13 protein-coding genes and 3 pseudogenes are annotated in these 17,506 nt (G+C 51.2%); 8 read left to right on the top strand and 8 right to left on the bottom strand.

Going from position 1 to position 17,506, the window contains the following annotated elements; translation table 11 throughout:
- Positions 1 to 15 precede the first annotated feature (15 nt).
- The 7 genes and pseudogenes from ACM1PF_RS30160 to pglW all read right to left on the bottom strand — a co-directional run bounded on the left by ACM1PF_RS30160 (position 16) and on the right by pglW (position 9,557).
- Positions 16 to 1,029, bottom strand: coding sequence for a DUF7008 domain-containing protein (locus ACM1PF_RS30160; RefSeq protein ID WP_416670061.1), 1,014 nt, complete (start codon positions 1,027 to 1,029; stop codon positions 16 to 18).
- Positions 993 to 1,196, bottom strand: a pseudogene (locus ACM1PF_RS30155) (endonuclease domain-containing protein); the annotation flags it as partial. The pseudogene ACM1PF_RS30155 and the gene ACM1PF_RS30160, both read right to left, overlap by 37 nt.
- Before the next feature lie 83 nt (positions 1,197 to 1,279).
- Positions 1,280 to 4,108, bottom strand: a complete 2,829-nt coding sequence (pglX, locus tag ACM1PF_RS30150; RefSeq protein WP_416670060.1) for a BREX-2 system adenine-specific DNA-methyltransferase PglX — start codon at positions 4,106 to 4,108, stop codon at positions 1,280 to 1,282.
- Positions 4,105 to 4,500, bottom strand: coding sequence for a hypothetical protein (locus ACM1PF_RS30145; RefSeq protein WP_416670058.1), 396 nt, complete (start codon positions 4,498 to 4,500; stop codon positions 4,105 to 4,107). Before ACM1PF_RS30145 ends, pglX begins: the two co-directional genes overlap by 4 nt.
- Before the next feature lie 32 nt (positions 4,501 to 4,532).
- Positions 4,533 to 4,974, bottom strand: a pseudogene (locus ACM1PF_RS30140) (type II toxin-antitoxin system VapC family toxin).
- Positions 4,962 to 5,177 carry a hypothetical protein gene (locus ACM1PF_RS30135; RefSeq protein WP_416670056.1) on the bottom strand — a complete coding sequence of 72 codons (216 nt, stop codon included), beginning with the start codon at positions 5,175 to 5,177 and terminating at the stop codon, positions 4,962 to 4,964. The pseudogene ACM1PF_RS30140 and the gene ACM1PF_RS30135 overlap by 13 nt, the downstream one beginning before the upstream one ends.
- A gap of 105 nt (positions 5,178 to 5,282) precedes the next feature.
- A complete protein-coding gene (pglW, locus tag ACM1PF_RS30130; protein ID WP_416670054.1) occupies positions 5,283 to 9,557 on the bottom strand; it encodes a BREX system serine/threonine kinase PglW in 4,275 nt (1,424 codons plus the stop codon).
- A gap of 162 nt (positions 9,558 to 9,719) precedes the next feature.
- Between pglW and ACM1PF_RS30125 the strand changes: the two genes are divergently transcribed.
- Positions 9,720 to 10,370 carry a hypothetical protein gene (locus ACM1PF_RS30125; RefSeq protein ID WP_416670052.1) on the top strand — a complete coding sequence of 217 codons (651 nt, stop codon included), beginning with the start codon at positions 9,720 to 9,722 and terminating at the stop codon, positions 10,368 to 10,370.
- Here ACM1PF_RS30125 and ACM1PF_RS30120 read toward each other — a convergent pair.
- Positions 10,353 to 12,034, bottom strand: a pseudogene (locus ACM1PF_RS30120) (B12-binding domain-containing radical SAM protein). The gene ACM1PF_RS30125 and the pseudogene ACM1PF_RS30120 overlap by 18 nt on opposite strands.
- A gap of 482 nt (positions 12,035 to 12,516) precedes the next feature.
- Between ACM1PF_RS30120 and ACM1PF_RS30115 the strand changes: the two are divergent.
- From ACM1PF_RS30115 to ACM1PF_RS30085, 7 genes are all read left to right on the top strand, one after another.
- The gene (locus tag ACM1PF_RS30115; protein ID WP_416670051.1) at positions 12,517 to 13,317 is read left to right on the top strand and encodes a tetratricopeptide repeat protein; all 801 of its coding nucleotides are present in this window, start codon (positions 12,517 to 12,519) and stop codon (positions 13,315 to 13,317) included.
- Positions 13,314 to 13,541 carry a tetratricopeptide repeat protein gene (locus ACM1PF_RS30110; protein WP_416670049.1) on the top strand — a complete coding sequence of 76 codons (228 nt, stop codon included), beginning with the start codon at positions 13,314 to 13,316 and terminating at the stop codon, positions 13,539 to 13,541. Before ACM1PF_RS30115 ends, ACM1PF_RS30110 begins: the two co-directional genes overlap by 4 nt.
- 323 nt (positions 13,542 to 13,864) lie before the next feature.
- A complete protein-coding gene (locus ACM1PF_RS30105; protein WP_416670047.1) occupies positions 13,865 to 14,746 on the top strand; it encodes an alpha/beta fold hydrolase in 882 nt (293 codons plus the stop codon).
- A 265-nt stretch (positions 14,747 to 15,011) separates the two neighbouring features.
- Positions 15,012 to 15,719, top strand: coding sequence for an FHA domain-containing protein (locus tag ACM1PF_RS30100; RefSeq protein ID WP_416670045.1), 708 nt, complete (start codon positions 15,012 to 15,014; stop codon positions 15,717 to 15,719).
- A gap of 87 nt (positions 15,720 to 15,806) precedes the next feature.
- Positions 15,807 to 16,310 (top strand): DNA recombination-mediator protein A, encoded by a 504-nt coding sequence (locus ACM1PF_RS30095; RefSeq protein WP_416670043.1) that lies wholly within the window; start codon positions 15,807 to 15,809, stop codon positions 16,308 to 16,310.
- A gap of 8 nt (positions 16,311 to 16,318) precedes the next feature.
- The gene (locus ACM1PF_RS30090) at positions 16,319 to 16,741 is read left to right on the top strand and encodes an MAPEG family protein (protein WP_416670041.1); all 423 of its coding nucleotides are present in this window, start codon (positions 16,319 to 16,321) and stop codon (positions 16,739 to 16,741) included.
- Between the two features lie 75 nt (positions 16,742 to 16,816).
- Positions 16,817 to 17,308 carry a YajQ family cyclic di-GMP-binding protein gene (locus ACM1PF_RS30085; RefSeq protein ID WP_416670039.1) on the top strand — a complete coding sequence of 164 codons (492 nt, stop codon included), beginning with the start codon at positions 16,817 to 16,819 and terminating at the stop codon, positions 17,306 to 17,308.
- Positions 17,309 to 17,506 lie beyond the last annotated feature (198 nt).

The raw sequence follows: 17,506 nt of genomic DNA, 5'->3' as shown, positions 1-17,506 counted from the left end.
AAGCGGTTAGGGGAATTATGACTTGTGGCGTTTGCCTTTGGTTTTGGGTGGTTCCCAGGTGCGAATCTGATCGGGAGTCTGGTTGAGTTGGCGGGCTTCTTCCTGGATGAACCCTTCAATGTAGTCGCCCATTTTCAGCCCGTAGGCAGGGTCGAGGTCGTTGTGCCATTGTTTGAGCCAGGGCAGGAGTTCGATCAGGCAGCCGAGCAGGGGAACCAGTCGGGGGTCGCCGCTGCCGCCAATCTCTTCTTTGATGTGGACGAAGTAGGCACTGATGGCGAGGGCAAGTTGCAGGTGGTCGTAGCCTGCCCAGGCGATCACGGGTTGCTCATCGTCGGTTTCGCTGTAGGGAAATCTGATCCACCGTTCTTTGGGCACGTCAAGTTTGCCGCGCAGTTTCCAGTAGTGGGTTTTCTGGAAGTCGCTGGTGGTGTATTTGGGCGGTACGGGGATATCGCCAATGGCTTTGGCTTTGAGGGTTTTAGCCTGGGCGAGATCGAGGTAGTTGGGATCGTCTTTGGGAAGTTGGGTGCGGGCATCGATCGCATCTTCCTGGCGTTGGAGTGTCCAGGTGTGTTCCCAGTCCTGGCGTTTGCGGAGTCCGGTGGGTTTGTAGCGGAGGACGGGCAATAGGGGAACGGATTCTTGCTCGATGAGGTCGTTGACGAGTTTGAGGACATCGAAGGCGGGACTTTTGCTGTAGAGTTCGCCAACCTGGAGGAATTCGGGGTCTTGGCGGGCAATGTCGGCAAGTTTGGCGGTGGAAATGAGGGCAGGATTGGTGATTTTGGCGGTGGGGTTGCCCTCATCCCCCCTGCCCCCTTCTCCCTGGGGAGAAGGGGGGAAGAGGGGGAAGGGGAGGAAGAAGAGTCTTGTTTTCCGCTCCCTTCTTGCTCCCCTCTCCCTGGGGAGAGGGGCTGGGGGTGAGGGTCTATTGCTTCCGCGATCGCCTCTAAAACTGCCTCGGTCTCTGCCAACACTTGCTCGTTGGTGAATCGAAGGACATTGAAGCCTTGGGTCTGCATCCATTGATCTCGATCGGCATCTCGTTGGGACTGCGTTTTGTGGATGTCGCCATCTAGTTCAATCACGAGTTTGGCATCGTGACAGTAGAAATCTGCAATGTATTGCCCCAGGTTATGTTGCCGTCGAAATTTGGCATTCATAAAGCTGCGATCGCGCAAACAAGCCCACAAAATTTCTTCGGCAGGAGTTTGGGTTTGACGAAGTTCCCTCGCCCTTTGCAGCAAGGGTTTGGGAATTTGGCGGAGTTTGCCTGCTAGTTGGGAGTAGCCCTCATCCCCCCTGCCCCCTTCTCCCCAGGGAGAAGGGGGGAAGAGGAGTCTTGTTTTCCGTTTGCTGCTTGCCCTCTGCTCGCTGCTTGCCTTCTGCTCGCTGCTTGCTCCCCTCTCGCTTCTTGCTCCCCTCTCGCTGCTTGCCCTCCGCTCACTTCTTGCTCCCCTCTCGCTGCTTGCCCTCCGCTCACTTCTTGCTCCCCTCTCCCTAGGGAGAGGGATTGGGGGTGAGGGCGCATTCGCCCATCGAGATCAAAGTAGCTTTCCAAACGATTCAGTAACCAGTTCTGTAAAGCTCGTTCAAGCTGAGATTCCCAGGGTTCGGTATTCCATCGCCGTTTATATTCAGGTTGTTCAATCAGTCCAATATTTTTATCTGTTTCAATTAACTCAATGCGCCGTTCAACCAGTTGCTTGTAATCATCGGGCCAGTGATTGGGTAATTCGGTGATAGGAGTCGATCGATGTCGTTCAAACCAGGTGGTTTCTAACTCACCTGCTGCTATCTTACGAGCCATGATAATTTCAAACGCTCGCTGACCAAGTTGAATTGAAATTGGTTCTTTTTGATAAGTTAGATCTTCATCCACAAGGGCATAGAGTCGATAGCACTCCCAATCTAGTTCTTCCTGATATGAAACAATGCGACTAAAGGCAAAGCTTTGTTTATCCCTACTTCTTATCAAAATTTCATCAAGTTCTGAATTTGAAACCTGTTGAAACTCTTTTAATGCTTCCTCAGGAGTTAGAGCAGTGATTTGACTTGCTAAATAATCCAATTTCCGAGCAAATTCTACTGGATAAATTGAGGGAAATGGGAATTGCTTAGCCTTCGTGCCCTCATACTCAAAGAAGTGCTCCCATCCTTCCGTAGCTAAGCCACCTCCAATACCGCCGCCCCCTTTATCATGAAAGGTCTGCTTCATCCAGAAGCAGGCTGTAGAACTATTAAGCAAACCAAGCAGAGCCAGGTGATCATCTTCGGTAGCACTGGCAGGGAGCTTAATGACGGGTGCTGATTGTTTGAAAACCTTGCCGCCGCGATCGAGAACAAAGTGGTTATGGGTAGCAACAAATGCAAAGGCGATCGATAAAGGTGGGAATATCTTACTAGAAAGTAAAATAACGTATTCCCACCAATTCATACTTCGCTCTTCTTTAGTTTTTCCAAAGTAAAGAGTTGAGTTTAATAAGCATTTAACAGCCCACAAATACTTCTTGGCGGAGGGGACTTCAACAGGTTTTCCGGAATTTGTGTACGGAAATAAACAAGAGTCCTTATGCTCAATTCCCCAATCGCGAACTATCTCCCCAATAACAAACTCACGAACAGCCGACAGAATCACACCATAGCGTGCAAAAACCTCAGTAGGCAATGAAAATGCTTCATCTTCTCCTGTAATTGCAAAGAATCCAATCTCTGTTACTAAATCTTTTAACTGAGAATCGCAAATAGCATCTATTTGTTCCTTTAACTCTGCTGCACCACCGCCTCCAATCGACCAAGGATGCTTATGAAACAACTCTCTCTGTGAATCCGCCACACTTACAAACTCACTTTCCGATCCCTTTACATCCACCTGTTTCAGGATTGCAGACCAGACCAAACCCTGCTTAGGGTCGTCTGGCGTACTCGGTTCTCCCCGAATTCCCATTACTGTACGAATTGTTTTTTCTATTGGCTCTCGATTGCGTCCAAACAAGATTACTGTCGGTGTTCCATGTCCCGGAATATATGCCCCACTAGTATCAATCACGTGGGTTAGATCCACCTGTGGAAAGAATACCTCGATTAGTTTCTTGCCAAACTCCCGCTTCATAAAGCTGTTTGCTGTAATTTGTCCTACAAATCCTTTAGGAGCAGCTAATTGAAAAATACGCTCCATGAAGGGAACAGCTAATGAATACTTGCGATGACAGGTTTCATACCGTTGGCGGTATGCCTGATTGAGTGCTTTATCCTGAGGAAGAATATACGGCGGATTCGCCACCACTGCATGATACCGCCCCGCCTGCAAAATCCGATTCAGTGCCTCAATATCCTCACTCTTAAAATGGTGTGCCATCGGTGCCCAATCCCCCAACACCAACTGGCTCCCCTCCCCATGCAGCAACGAATCTCCACACGCCAGATTCAGCTTAAAATTCGGCGCATTTCTCAACGCCGTTACATCACTTGCCTTCATCGCCGCCAACAACAGCCGAAACCGGGCGATCGCAACCGCAAACGGATTCACATCCACTCCATGCACAGCATCCAACGCCCGCTGCGCCAACACCCGCGCATTCGTTCCCGGTTCCTTCTTCAACCAGCGCCCCAACAACCGATCAAACGATCCCAGCAAAAAGTGCCCACTGCCACAAGCCGGATCAATCATCCGAAACTGCCCCGCCTGCCACTCCGCCTGAAACTCATTCAGAGCAGGCTCCAGCGTCCGGTCTAAAATAAACTCCTCCACAAAAATTGGTGTTTGCAGCAGCGCATACTTCTTCCGCGCCGCCTCCGACAAATCCTGATACAGATCCCCCAGAAACCGCGTATCCCACTCTGGGTCAGTAAAGTCATGCACCAGTGCCCCGGTGTTCGGGTCAATCGTTTGAAAAAACCTGAGAATATCACCCGCCGCATCGCCACTTAACCAATTCGGCAACTCCCACAGCAAATTACCCTGACCAAAAATCTCTGCCCCACCCGGCAGCTTCGCCAACTCCCCAAACACCCACAGCAGATACTCGCGATCGCTCTCCGCCGGATGCTGCCGAAAATACAGCTCATGCTCATCCCGCGATCGTTGGAGGGTGTTTGCCCTCATCCCCCCGCCCCCTTCTCCCTAGGGAGAAGGGGGGGATTAGAAGCTTGCTTCCCACTCCCCTCCCCCTCTTGGCTCCCCTCTCCCCAGGGAGAGGGGCTGGGGGTGAGGGTTCTTCCCGATATCCGAGGCGGACTCACCAACTCGTTATCTTCCAAAAAACGAGCAAAAGTCGCACTCAGCACCCATGCCACTGCCATCTGGGTCTTATAGTCCGAGACCCACTGATTAAACGTCTGCGCCGTCCGCTCTGCTTTCTTTGCCTGGTCATACTCCGATCGCAGCGTCCTCTCCACCTCCGGCACCTCCACCGATGCAGTTCGGCTCTGCAAATCCTCCTCCAGCTTGCGTACCAGCCCTTGCAGATCCGACAGCAGTTGGGTGCGGTCAATCATTTCACATCTCTCCGTAGTAACGAGGAAATTGATTATGGCAGCAAAGCATCCAAAACCAAAACTTCCAAATCTGGGACAGTAGTTAAACGGGAATCATTCGTCAAGAAGAACGATGCACCTCCTTGCATAGCAGTTGCAATCTGGATTGCAACTGCTATGCAAGTTTCGTGTTGCTCTTAACTGGGCTGCACCTTCGGCAATTTCAACAGAAACAGGCAGCGTGCTTAAGTTTTCCTGGTCAAAAACAATATCACGATACTGGTCAGCAAGTTCTACATTGCCTGAGCGTAGTGGATGGACTAAAACTTCTGTCAGCGTCAGCGTAGACGTAACAACTTGAAACTCGCCTTGACTCATCGCCCTAAAAAAGGGACGAACAAGCTCCAAATATGCTTCATTCTGTTCAATGAAGTAAATGAGTGGTGCAGTATCTAAGCCCACAACGTTTCCTTGCAATTGAATTAACCATTCCATGAAGCACGTTCCTGGTTGACATACTCTTGAGCATTAAGCCCATGCCAGATTTCTTTTCCTAGTCCTTCTAGTTCCATAATGCTGCGCTTGGGCTTGTCACCCATACGGCGACGTACTATTGCAGCTAAATCTTCCAGCAAACGAAGTTGCTCATTTGGGGTCAGTTCCTCAACTTGGCGACGAATATCTTGATAGGTAGCCATATTCTTTGCTCAATAGCTCTACCGCCAATCATGCCACATCGATTACGTAGCCAACATGAAACGCATTGCCTCTACCTATGTGTATTTCAATGGATTGGTTCATGGTTACACCCTGCTTCTTCCATTTGCCCGGTGTTTATTCTCTAACCACCCCTCTGGTATCCGTGCCCGCTGCCCCGGACTCAGCAACGGCACTGCTTTTCCAGCAATAAGTGCCTGTTGATCATTTGGCAACAACACCCATAGTCCCGGAATGCCATCAGTCCGTCCCACCTTCTCCCGCAGGCGTTCCAACAGCGTCATCTGGTTATAGCGTGCCAGTAACCCTGGATAGATCAGCAAAATCGTCTGATCTGCACTGGATAGCTCCGCTTCTACCGCAACCATTGCCCGATCGACCAGCAACATCAGCTTATCCCAGTCGCCCTGGTGAGGAGTGGCATCGGTCTGTAGCACCAGATCCCACTTCACCTTAGCCTTTGCCGCCACCTGCTGTAACCGGTCAATCAACAATCCTTCAAAGTCCACTCGCTTCAAAGGGAAACGGTGACACAACTCCTCCATTGCTTTTTGATAACGGGTGGGATGAACCAGCAGGGCTAGAAAAGCCCCCTCCTTAACACTGCGCTGAAGTCGTTCCTCAAACTGGCGGGCATCAGCAATTTCGGGTGTGACTTCCTGCATCTCCAGGGTTCCCGTCGTTGTAGACCAGCGAGACATCGCCGAATTGCTCGTCATCGTCCCCCCTTCCCTGGCTCGACTAACATAGCAACCCTGATGATGATTCGCCGTTTGATCCCAGACCAGTTCGGGCACCACCTCACTCACCCACTGATCCAACCGAGGACGGGATGGCAAGGGAGCTGCCTCCGGATAGCGACTGCTCACCCGTTCTCGAATCTGCTCCACCGTCAGCATTTTGACCCCGTAAAGTGCCCCCTGCGATAGTCGCAATGCCCGATCGGCTGCCATCCCACGGGGATAGATCTCCTGACGGCTTGATACCGCTGCGTGCCGGGATGCCGCCGCTGCCAATCGTAATAACTGGGTTTCCGGGAAGACGATTGCCTCTGCTGACAGATCCTCAGCGGTTACAGATTCCGGCTCCAGCTTGACCGCCTGCAACCGCTGAATCGTGCGATCGGGCGACAGCAACGGGTCTTCATCAGCAATCTCATCCGCCACATTCCCCAACTCAAAGGCATAGTTTGCCAACTCAGTTGTCTGGGCGACTAAGATGCGATCGCCCTGCCGCTCCATCACAAATCGAGGTTTGACCATCGTGCCTTCCACCTCAACCGCTGCCCGCAACGCTGCCCTCGCCCACCGGGTACGGATCTGCTGATCATCCTGGATCGACCCACGGGCAATCAGAATGGCGATCGCCAGTTCCGCTTCCGACATCACCCCGCCTGCCCGCTTCAGGATGTCGAGCAGGTCATGGCGTAAGCGGGTTACAGCAGGTTCCCTCGACCACCGCTGTTGCAGTTTACCCACACATTCAGCGGTACGTTTTCGGACCAGTTGAACATGCCGAGCAATCTCATCGCTGGTCGGCCAGGCATCCTGAAAATGATCATCCAGCCCCAGCAGTGCCTCTAATGTGGGACGCAGGGAATCCTCATCTTTCTTACTCAAACGAGTTACCCGCTGAATGAGCGAATCCACACTGAGCTTGCCTGGGTCGATCGCATCCACCGGCGTATCGGTTTCATCCTCCAACGTACCCACATTGCCCAGATCGCTGAGTAAAGGGGTTCCCAATTGGTTTCGCAGCAGGCGCGTTGCAGTTAAGATCTCCCGTCGAGTTTGATGACCAATGCCCCGTAGTCTCTGAAGCTTCCGCGCAGGAGTCTTGAGTAGATCTGCCACAGTCAAAATATTGAAGCGATCGAGGGCATTTGTCGCCCGTGTCCCCAATCCCAGTTCTAAAATGGGAGTTTCATGGATGGCACCAGAGAGCAGATCCCGTAGTTCAGCTTCATTCTCAGGCGCAAGCAGAAGACCGGGTTCCTCAATGCCTTCAAAGCAGTGCCGCCAGGCTCGTAGCATGTCTTCAGCGTTATCAAACCGCTCGGTTGGCTCCCGCTGAAAAGCCTGACTAAAAAAGTCGGTGAGCGTGTCTCGTAATGAGACATCAAATAACTCTGGATCAATCGTGACTTCACAATCCAGATGGGTAGGATCGGTTTTACCATCGCCCCAGACGGGTAAGATTCCCGTTGCCATTTCGTAGAGCGTCACGGCTGCGGCATAGCGTTCGGCTGGCAAATCCCAGCGAGGCGGATTGCGGAGCGGCAGCATGGGGTCAAGATAACCCGTTGTTCCGGCTCGAATATTATCTAATGGGGTTTTAGATAAGGAAAAATCAAACAAGACCAGGTGCAGCTTATCGCCGCGCCCTACCTGACCAATGACCACGTTGTCTGGCTTGATATCCCGATGGTTTGCGCCCTGCTCATCCAGGTAATTGACTGCACTGAGCAAGTCTTCGCCAAACCGTTGGAGCAAGTCAATGTGCAATCGACCTTCCCGCCGTAATCGCTGGCTCAGGGTTTCTACCTGGCGATCGCCCTTTTTCTTCTGTACCAGAACAGGCTGCATCAGAAATGCAACACGGTTGCCAATTTGAGCCAGTCCACAAAATTCTACAATGTTGGGATGACGGAGCTTCTGGAGTGTCTCAGATTCTGACTGGAGCCGCTCATTATGCTCTGGATCGTTAGCAACTTTGAGGACAAACTCTTGTCCATCTCGCTCAACCAGAAACACAATCGACGTAGCTCCCTGCCCCAACCGCTTGAGAATTGTGAATCCTCCCGGTAAAGAATCTCCCTGTTTGGCATCGTTGGGATTATCCATGAATTCGGGTTCAGGGGCAGTCAACTCTTCCTCAACCTGGTCTAGCTCATTGAGAAAACCAGCGACCAGCTCCGTCCGATAATCGACAACAGGGTGGGTACTCTCCTGGATGAGGGTCTGCAAACTGGCAGGAGTGCCATTGAGTACCGCACTAATTTGCAATCCCTGGGTGTCGCGCAGTTTTTCATTCAGTTCCAGTCCATTGACAGCAGGCGGTTGCCCTGCAAACAGATGGAAAGCGATCGCACCCAATGAGAAAATATCCAGATGTTCCCCAATAAAGTCGGTTTCAGACAGGGCTTCGGGAGCCATATATGCGGTTCTGATATCATCCACCAACCGATCGATATGGGAGGTCGCCGTAACCTCCTGCGATCGACCTGGAGTGGAAGAGCCTGCCCGGTAGCCTAACTGCCAGCTAAACACCTTGATCTGGGGCTTGCCCTTCTGGTGTTCCGTTACTAGAATACTCTGAGGACAAAGACCTCTATGGATCACTCGTTTTTCGTGGGCAAATCGCATCACTTCAGCAATTTGTCGCATCAGATCGAGTCGGATATCGACACTGAGAGTATCTTTGCGCTGGATGAGATAATGATCGAGCCGTAATGCTTGGGGGTCATGCTCTAGAATCAGGGCTGGCCCTAGCTCATAGCTGGTAAACCCATAGGTTCGCAATACTCCCTGGTGCTGAAGGGTTTCCAGGATTTGAAACTCTCGTTCAGCCGCTCGCTCAATCGTCTGGCGATCGTCAGCCGATGCCTCCTGCCGCACCAGATAGATCCGAACCCGGCGTTTCGTGTTCTTGAGTTGGGTATGTGTGGCTTCCCAATCCTGATAACCAGGACCTTCATCAATCACCCGATCCAGCTCGTAATCCCCCACCTTGCGATACTTTTGGGAGGGGCGAATTCCTGCCTGCTCCATTGCCTGCGCGACGAGTCTGGCGGTTGGGCGATCGTGAGGTGTGCGGGGTGAAGGCTCCAAACCAGGGCACTCACGCCGTAAAATCGCTGCCATGATGCCATGACGAGCCGGAGTCTCTCCTTCCTGCTCTCGATCCCGTAGGCATACTCGCTGACGAGCGATACCTATCAAGTCCAACTTCAAATCTTCGGCGGAACAAAAAATTAACGGCTCTACATAAGGAACTTTTCCCTTGCGACTGAACGCCCGCTGACGCTCCAGGAGCGATCGCAGTTTTTTAGCCTTCCGATTCGCTCCATAGAGTGGATTGTCATAAGTAAACGGCTTGCTGTTGGTTTCCCAGGTCCAGGTTCCCGGATCGCCCGTCAATCTTCCAGGACGACTTTTAATCTCAATTAAGAAAAATCCTTGGGGCGTAAACACCAGCAAATCTACTTCATTAATGCTGCCATCAGTAGCAATAAACTCAAAATTAGACCACGCTAGAAACGGCGCATGGTCAGGAAATCTGCTCTTGATAAACTCCAGAGCATCTCGTTCCCAGGCAAAATTTGATTCAGTTACGATCGTCCAATTCGTCTGATGGCTCATTCCCTTGATCAAGCTCGGTCATGTTGACCAGTTTAATCAGTAATGCTGGAGATTATGTACTTGCAAAGCCTTCACCGCTGAGGGGTGTCAACCCGGTAACCTTGTGCTGACAATTTTTCTGCTTAATGGCAAAATTCAAAGTTACAGCTATCAGGCAGTGGTATGCGATCGTTCATCCCGTTTTCAGTTTCCCTGGCATCTACGGTTTTAGTCGCAGCATTAGTAGCAGCATCAGTCCAAATTCCAGGATTTACTCAAGCCCTTGGGGTGGAGCCAAATCAGGTGGATCCACCAGGACGTGGTTGGGGAGAGTGGCAGCCGATCGGCTCAGTCAGACAGGCAAATTTTAATTCGGGTTTTTCTGAAACAGAAGTCAATGGGGTGAGGGAACTACAAGCCCTTTGCGCTAGCGTTTCCGGGCAGCCGATCGACGCTTTCCCCAACTGGTTCAGGCTCAGTACTTTATTGGATCAAGTTGGGACAGGTCAGGTGGAATATGGCTGCTGGATCGATGGCCGATTTGCCTACACGATCATCAATACGGCCGTGCGATCGGATTGGGGCAACATAGAGCAGTTGCTCGTAGACGTAGGGAGCGGGAACAATCTAGTTGTTTATACGGAACCGACGGTCGATGCTTCGGCGATCGGGTTGGTTGAAAATGGTGAAATTGTGACTCCCAGCAGTTTTCCCGCCCTGATCGTACAAAACGAAAATCGCAACTGGATGTACCTGACGGCTCCCTTCGAGGGTTGGATTTTACAGGGGCCGATCGGCGGACAAAGTAATTTGCGTTTATCCGATCGCCCCTGAGGTGGCTTCTGGAATGACGGGTGCTGCAAATTCGATCGATTCCCCTTGCCCGGTGGCCAGGGCTGTTTCCAGATGCTTGATTAACGTTGCCGCAGGAAGGGCTGTCTGGATATGACTCCAGGGTAAGGTTTGCTCCGTTGACCAGTTCTCATGGACATAAAAGTCCAGATCAGGCAACTGTCCCCGCAGTTCCTTAAAGGCGCGACGGTAGCTGCCCAGGGAATCGCCATAGTGCCGCACCCGTTCTAGCAGGTAAGATAAACGGCGATCGCCCCTGGAGATCAAAGCCTGAATCACCGACCAGTTGTAGCTTTCAGGACGAAAATCAATTCCCTGGGGACGCAGTTGTTTTTGCAGAAATTTCAGCCGTTTTTCGGCTTCACGATTCACGCCAAACCATTGGAAAGGGGTATGGGCCTTGGGCACAAAGGTACTGCAACCAAAGGTCAGCCGCAATCCAGGAGCCGCCTTTTTAATGGCTTTGAGCATCGCCACGGTTTGTTCCAGATCCTCTGGTTCTTCCCCCGGAACACCTGCCATGCCGTAGAGCTTCAGGTTACTCAGTCCCCCTGCCTTAGCGTTGATCGCCGCCTGAATAATCTCCTCGTTCGTCAATTTTTTGTTGATAATCTGCCGCAGTCGATCGCTGCCACTTTCCACCGCAATCGTGATCGATCGCGTATCGTGTTTCACCAGAATCCGTGCCAGTTTTTCCGTCACGGTATTGGTTCGGACTGAGGCCAGGCTAATCCGCACGTCATCATACTGGGGTTGGTCTAGATAGTCCAGCAATGCCTCAAACTCTGGATGCTGGGTGACGGAAGCCCCCAACAAACCCAGCCGGTGAGTCACCTGTAAACCGCGTTCGATCGCAGGCATCAAAGACCCTTCCAGGCTGGCAGTCCGAAACGGCAGGGTCAGGTAGCTGGCCAGGCAAAAGCGGCACATCTCTGGACAACTGCGCACCACCTCCACCATGTAGATATTTTCCCAGGCGGCTTTCTCAGTGACGACCGTGGAAGCGGAGAGGGTATTGCCGCGATAGGTTTGCTTCTGCACCTGAGTTGGAATCTGGGAGTCGATCGGCTGAATCGATGCGATCGGCCCCTCTGGACTGGTATAGGTCACGGTGTAGAGACTGGGCACATAGACCCCAGGCACCTGAGCCAGATGATGGAGCTGAGTGGGGCGATCGGCGTGACGCACCTGCTGATAGGCATCAATGAAGGCATCGATCAAAAATTCCCCATCTCCCAGCAGAATCACATCAAAGAAATCCGCAAAGGGTTCTGGATTCGCCGTCAAGACCGGCCACCCCCAAAAACGAGGGGATAATGGGCACTCAGGCGATCGGCTGCTCGCAGGGGAATACCCAACGCCTCCAGCAGGCTGAACACATTGCCATAGTCCAATTCCCAGGACAGCGAGAAGCCCAGGAGGTTGGGTTGAGCCGGGAGCGGTTCCTGAATATCCGTAAATAAACGACTGACCGCTAGATCCGATCGCACCGCCAGGGTGGCCCAGACGATCTGATAGCCCAGGCTGGTGATGCCCACACTGTACTCATTGGGAAAGGCAAAAATAACTGGAGTGGCATCAAAATCAGGTGTGGCAGGCGTAAACAGCAGGCGTTCGGCATCAAAAGCAGAATCAAAAACAGGCATTGCAGCTTCCGGGCTTCCTCGGAGGGGTTCAAAAAGATTTCGTAAACCAGAATTTGAAATTTGCGAGAATTCAGGACATATACTGTGGGCGTTATCCCCCATTCCATCATAAACCTGATATATAAGTAAAAGCGGACGATGAATCAGACCTCTGACTCGTCTGTCCAAGGGTGTAGCTGAACTAACTCAATTCAATTGGAGCTTTAAGAGTGTTGACAAAACACCGCTTGGTTTCCAATAATCGTTCAATCTCGACTATTTGATTTCATCTCGATTTCAATACATAAGAATCAGTGGATTTAGGGACGACATCCATGCATCTGCCGCTTGAAGAGTTGTGATTTCAATGCTGTGATTTCAATTTTGAAAGGCTCTCAAGCTGCTTAACCGAAAGGCATAAAAGTCCTGGTTTTATTAATTTGGAATTTGATTGATTGCCCTATACGCTGAGATTCACCATTCAGGGCTGAATGGGTATAGCTATGTCGAAAGCATTTGATGATAAACACGGAACCTTTGTCCCCCCTTCAGAACGCTTTCAGGAAGGCGAATCAGGATTCGTCAACCCTCGCAAAGCCGAAGCCGATTGTTTGCTGGAAAAAGGGATTGAGCAGTATCAAATCCGCGATACTCAGGCAGCCCTCAAAACGCTACAGCAAGCTTTGCAGCTTTACCGCACCGTCCAGGATCTCCCTGGAGAAGGTCGAGCATTGAGTGGCTTGGGCTTAAGCTACTATGCGCTGGGAAATTACCCGGAAGCGATCGCCTGTTCGCGGCAAAGTCTCACGATCGCCAGCCAGCTTGGGGATCGGCAGACGGAACGACAGGCACTGGCCAACCTGGGAAATGCGTTTCGCCACATGGAAGACTATCCCAGGGCGATCGAGTATAAGCAGCGTAGTCTTCAGGTGGCTCAGGAGCTTCAAGATCGTCGTGGTGAGATGGCGGCTCTGAATAACCTGGGCATGGCCTATAAGGCGATGGGAGATTCACCCCAGGCAATTTATTACTATGAACAAAGTCTTGCTATTGCCGCTGAGCTGAGGGATTTGCAGGTGGAAGGGCAGGTGTTGCGGAACCTGGGGAATGCTTACCACGCGATGTCAAACTATGCGCAGACCGTGGAATGCTATGAGCAGTTGCTCACGATCGCCCGTCAGCTTCCTGATCGACAAGGTGAAATGCAAATTCTGAAGAATCTGGCGAGTGCTTGCTTCACACTGGGAGAATCCCTCAAGGCAATTGATTATCATCAACAACGCCTGGCCCTGACCGAAAAATGAAGGATCATCGCCATCAGGAGCAAGCACTGGAAAGTTTGGGCATCATTTTTGAGAATTTAGGAAACTACCAACGAGCGATCGATTGCTACGAACAGCGTCTAGCCGTTGCTCAGACAATTCAGGACACCCGCTTAGAGCAACAGGTGATTGCTTGCATCAGGACTGCCTGCTATGCGATCGGAGATTACTCCAGGGCCAATCGCTATCAGCGTAGTCGGGCTTGATGCTCAGGGATGCGAACTGAGTAATCTGTAACTCTGGTGGGGGGGCATCTTGCCCGCCCAGTCAGCAACGTAAAACGCTTTACAGGTTACTTAATTATTTAATCCATGATCCTAAAATGGCTCGTCTATAGCACAGGCATCTTGTCTGCCAGGCGATGTAGGTCATGCACCCCCGAATGGAGGCTAAACAGAGATCCGGCGGGTGGATGCTCAGGTAACTGGCTTCGCTGACAATCTATCCATTGCCGTATTTTCTCCCTCCCCGATCGCCTCCAGCAAACGGTATATTTGTATCGATCACTACTCTTTCCTCGCTCCTCGCTATGACCGCACTGGCAACCGGATGGCAACATCAATTCATTGAAACCAACCACATTCGTTTACATTGCGTGACCCAAGGAGACGGGGATTTAGTCATCCTTTTGCATGGCTTTCCAGAGTTCTGGTATTCCTGGCGGCACCAAATTCCGGTACTGGCGCGTCACTTCAAAGTCGTGGTGCCTGATTTGCGCGGCTACAACGATTCCGATAAGCCTGCTCATGGGTATGACCTGGATACCCTGACAGCAGACATTCACGGCTTGATTGAGAACCTGGGATACATGAAAGCCCATGTTGTGGGTCACGACTGGGGAGGAACCATCGCCTGGAATTTTGCCCAGCGGTTTCCCGGATTGATCGATCGCCTGGCCGTGCTGAACGCGCCCCATCCCCATCGCTTTACCCAAGAGTTACTGAGTAATGTCGATCAGTTGCGCCGCAGTTGGTACTTGCTGGCCCTTCAGGTGCCTGGCTTGCCCGAATGGGTGATTCAGCAAAATCTGCCCAGCATTGTGCAAAACCTGTTTCAAGGACAGGCGGTTCGCAAAGGAGCCTTTACCACGCGGGATACGGAGATTTATCAGGCTGCATTGGAAAAACCAGGGGTACTCTCTGCCGCTTTAAATCACTATCGGCAGTTTTTAGCACCCCAAACCTGGATGACCAACTGGTGGAAATCCCCCCATCCCATTACGGTGCCCACCCTGGTGTTATGGGGAGAAGAAGACTTTTTGTTCAGCCAAAAATTACTGGATGGCATGGAGAAGCTGGTCAAAGCTCCCATGAAGTTAAAGCGGCTGCGGGACTGTGGGCACTGGATTCAGCAAGAAGTTCCCCAGACAGTTAATCGGGAACTACTGGAATTTTTGCGACAAACCCGGTAATTTCCGCAAAACTGCATGGCATGGGTTCAGTACAGCCCAGCTTTTAATAACCTATGTTTAGCATTGTGAATACTTCTTTAGGTTAATTCAAGAATTTCCGCAATCATGCGGTTTTCTTTACAAGTCTGGGAACAATAAGCTGGCTTTGGGAATCTATACGTGATTTTATCTGTAAATTTCCTCAGGGGTTGGCTGCTAAACCTCTGTTGGGACTGAATCAACAAACACTAGCAGGAGAAAAGTTCCTCTGGCAGGTTGAACGGTTATGCCACTCATTGATGACTTAGCTTCCTACACCTTAGACTTCATGGATACCTGCGACGGTGGTGAATTACAGCATCGCCTCAGGATGTATCAGGTATTTCTAAAGCTCTATGAGCACCATCGGGGATTACTGGACGAAATTTTAAGTTTAGAGCATTCAGGTAGCAAAACCCTGTCCCAGGTGCCACTTCCCTATCTTCAGGGGGTCATTGTAGAGCAGGAAGTTTCTCTCACCACCAACTTGTTGCAAGGGAAAACTCAGACGCTCGTACAACCGCAAAATACCTGGGTGATTGGGCGAGATCCGCGCCGGGTTTCGCTTCCCATTCAAGATGCCCGCCTCTCTCGCTGTCATGCGGCTCTGAAGTATGTTGAACATGCTGGGTTTTATCTGATTGACCTGGGGAGCCGGAATGGTTCCTACGTCAACGGTGAACCGATTCGCCGACCACGGCTTTTGTGCGATGGCGATCGCATTCGTTTGGGTAGCCTGACGCTGGTTTTCTTTCTGAATCAAACCGTGCAATCGCTTCCAGATCTCTCGCCAGAACTAGAAAAATTGCTGGGAGACTGGCATCTGTCTACCCTCAAAACACCTGGTTTAAACGCGACCTCTGGCTTAGATGAAGTGCCTACTGAGGCAATTCTGGGCAGCGTGAACCCCCTGGAAGATACCTCGATGTTTATGCGCGTAAATCCTTCAGACTAGAGAAATTTTTGATTTCGCTTTGAAGAGGACGATCGCGCTACCCCCGACACCTGCTAGAATATCTCAGTTGTTTGTCAGTTACGGGCTTTGAGTCAGTCCATCGATATACCTAGAGTTGATGAATTTCTGCAGGAGCTAGCCGCGATCCAGCAAACCGGGTCAAAGCGCCTTGCTCTGCTGGGGTCGCGTCATGTGCCAATTACCCATCAACATTTGATTGAGCTAATGAGCTATGCCCTGGTGCTAGCGGGAAACCATATCTTGACCTCTGGGGCAACGGGAACAAATTCCGCTGTGATCCGGGGTGCGATGCGGGCAGACCCAAACCTGCTGACGGTGATTTTGCCTCAAAGTCTGGAGCGGCAGCCACGCGAATCCCGGGATCAGCTCGAACAGGTGATCCATCTGGTTGAGAATCCAACCAACGATCAACTGTCGCTGGCTGAGGCCAGTGCCATCTGCAACCAGGAAATTATTTCACGCTGTCAACAGCTAATTTGCTTCGCCTTTCACGATAGCCACACACTGCTGAAGACCTGTAGTGATGCGGAAGATCAGCGGAAATTAGTCACCTTGTTTTACTTTGATTAGGGGCAGGAATGCCGTTTTTACAGCAACTTTCAACGCCGACGGTATTGCTCTGGAGTCTGGCACTGGCGATGGTATTGGTCTACGCGCCATTTTTGGTGGTCGCCTACAGTCGGTTCAAGGTTGGCTACGATATGGCCGCTCCTCGGACGATGTTGGACAAGCTGCCCGCCTTTGCGCAGCGAGCCACCTGGGCCCATCAAAATTCCTTTGAAGCTTTTTCCCTGTTTGCGGTTGCAGCTTTGATGGCCTACGTCACTCAGGTGCAGTCTCCCCTGGCAGCGGTGGCTGCGATCGTCCATATTTTCGCTCGTAGCCTATATTCCGTTTTTTATATCCTGAATCTGCCCCTCCTGCGATCGCTGATGTTTGGTCTGGGCGGACTCGGTACAGCAACATTGGTGGGGTTGAGTTTGTTGCAAATAAATTTTTAACATCAATTCAAACGGGTTCATCCCCCGGTAGACTCTAGACTAGAGATCTAAGTCGATAACCATTTAGATTTGCCTATGGCTTCTTCATCTTCCTTCGATGTAGTCAGCGATTTCGATCGGCAAGAGTTAGTCAACGCTGTTGATCAGACCAGTCGTGAAATCGGGACACGTTACGACCTGAAAGACACGAAAACAAAGGTGGAGTTGGGTGATAACGTGATTACCATCAACACGGATAGCGAGTTTACGCTGCAAGCAGTTCACACTATCCTGCAAACCAAAGCGGCTGGACGCAAATTATCGCTGAAAATTTTTGATTACGGCAAAATTGAGTCGGCAAGTGGAGGACGGGTTCAGCAGGAGATCAAACTGCAAAAAGGCATTAGCACAGAACTGGGTAAGCAAATTTCTAAGCTGATTCGGGATGAGTTTAAGAAAGTGCAAGCTTCGATTCAGGGTGATGCAGTGCGCGTTTCAGCCAAGTCTAAGGATGATCTGCAACAGGTGATCCAACGTCTAAAGCAAGAGGATTACCCGGTGGCCCTTCAGTTCACGAATTATCGCTAGGGGCTAGATCATCGGCATCAGCCGCTAACCCTCTACTCCCGATTCCCAACTCCCGACGGTTCGACTCCCTATCCAAATTTTCCTTGGCTCTACGAAAACCATTGGATTGAAGCTTGGGAAAGCGTCCATTCAGTGGCATGATAATGAATTGAGAACTTGCTCAATTCTGATTAGTCAGCGCACAGCTTGGGATGCTGG

Source organism: Egbenema bharatensis FJBBOT/2019, assembly GCF_048077055.1.
In the GTDB taxonomy this organism is placed as follows: domain Bacteria; phylum Cyanobacteriota; class Cyanobacteriia; order Elainellales; family Elainellaceae; genus Egbenema; species Egbenema bharatensis.
This window is presented reverse-complemented; position numbering and strand designations above follow the sequence as displayed.

Coding starts and splice junctions, on each gene's coding strand:
- ACM1PF_RS30135 (WP_416670056.1), bottom strand. CDS start 5,177: ATGGCTACCTATCAAGATATTCGTCGCCAAGTTGAGGAACTGACCCCA.
- ACM1PF_RS30090 (WP_416670041.1), top strand. CDS start 16,319: ATGCCGTTTTTACAGCAACTTTCAACGCCGACGGTATTGCTCTGGAGT.
- ACM1PF_RS30110 (WP_416670049.1), top strand. CDS start 13,314: ATGAAGGATCATCGCCATCAGGAGCAAGCACTGGAAAGTTTGGGCATC.
- ACM1PF_RS30100 (WP_416670045.1), top strand. CDS start 15,012: ATGCCACTCATTGATGACTTAGCTTCCTACACCTTAGACTTCATGGAT.
- ACM1PF_RS30145 (WP_416670058.1), bottom strand. CDS start 4,500: ATGATTGACCGCACCCAACTGCTGTCGGATCTGCAAGGGCTGGTACGC.
- pglX (WP_416670060.1), bottom strand. CDS start 4,108: ATGAGGGCAAACACCCTCCAACGATCGCGGGATGAGCATGAGCTGTAT.
- ACM1PF_RS30160 (WP_416670061.1), bottom strand. CDS start 1,029: ATGGATGCAGACCCAAGGCTTCAATGTCCTTCGATTCACCAACGAGCA.
- ACM1PF_RS30115 (WP_416670051.1), top strand. CDS start 12,517: ATGTCGAAAGCATTTGATGATAAACACGGAACCTTTGTCCCCCCTTCA.
- ACM1PF_RS30125 (WP_416670052.1), top strand. CDS start 9,720: ATGCGATCGTTCATCCCGTTTTCAGTTTCCCTGGCATCTACGGTTTTA.
- pglW (WP_416670054.1), bottom strand. CDS start 9,557: ATGAGCCATCAGACGAATTGGACGATCGTAACTGAATCAAATTTTGCC.
- ACM1PF_RS30085 (WP_416670039.1), top strand. CDS start 16,817: ATGGCTTCTTCATCTTCCTTCGATGTAGTCAGCGATTTCGATCGGCAA.
- ACM1PF_RS30105 (WP_416670047.1), top strand. CDS start 13,865: ATGACCGCACTGGCAACCGGATGGCAACATCAATTCATTGAAACCAAC.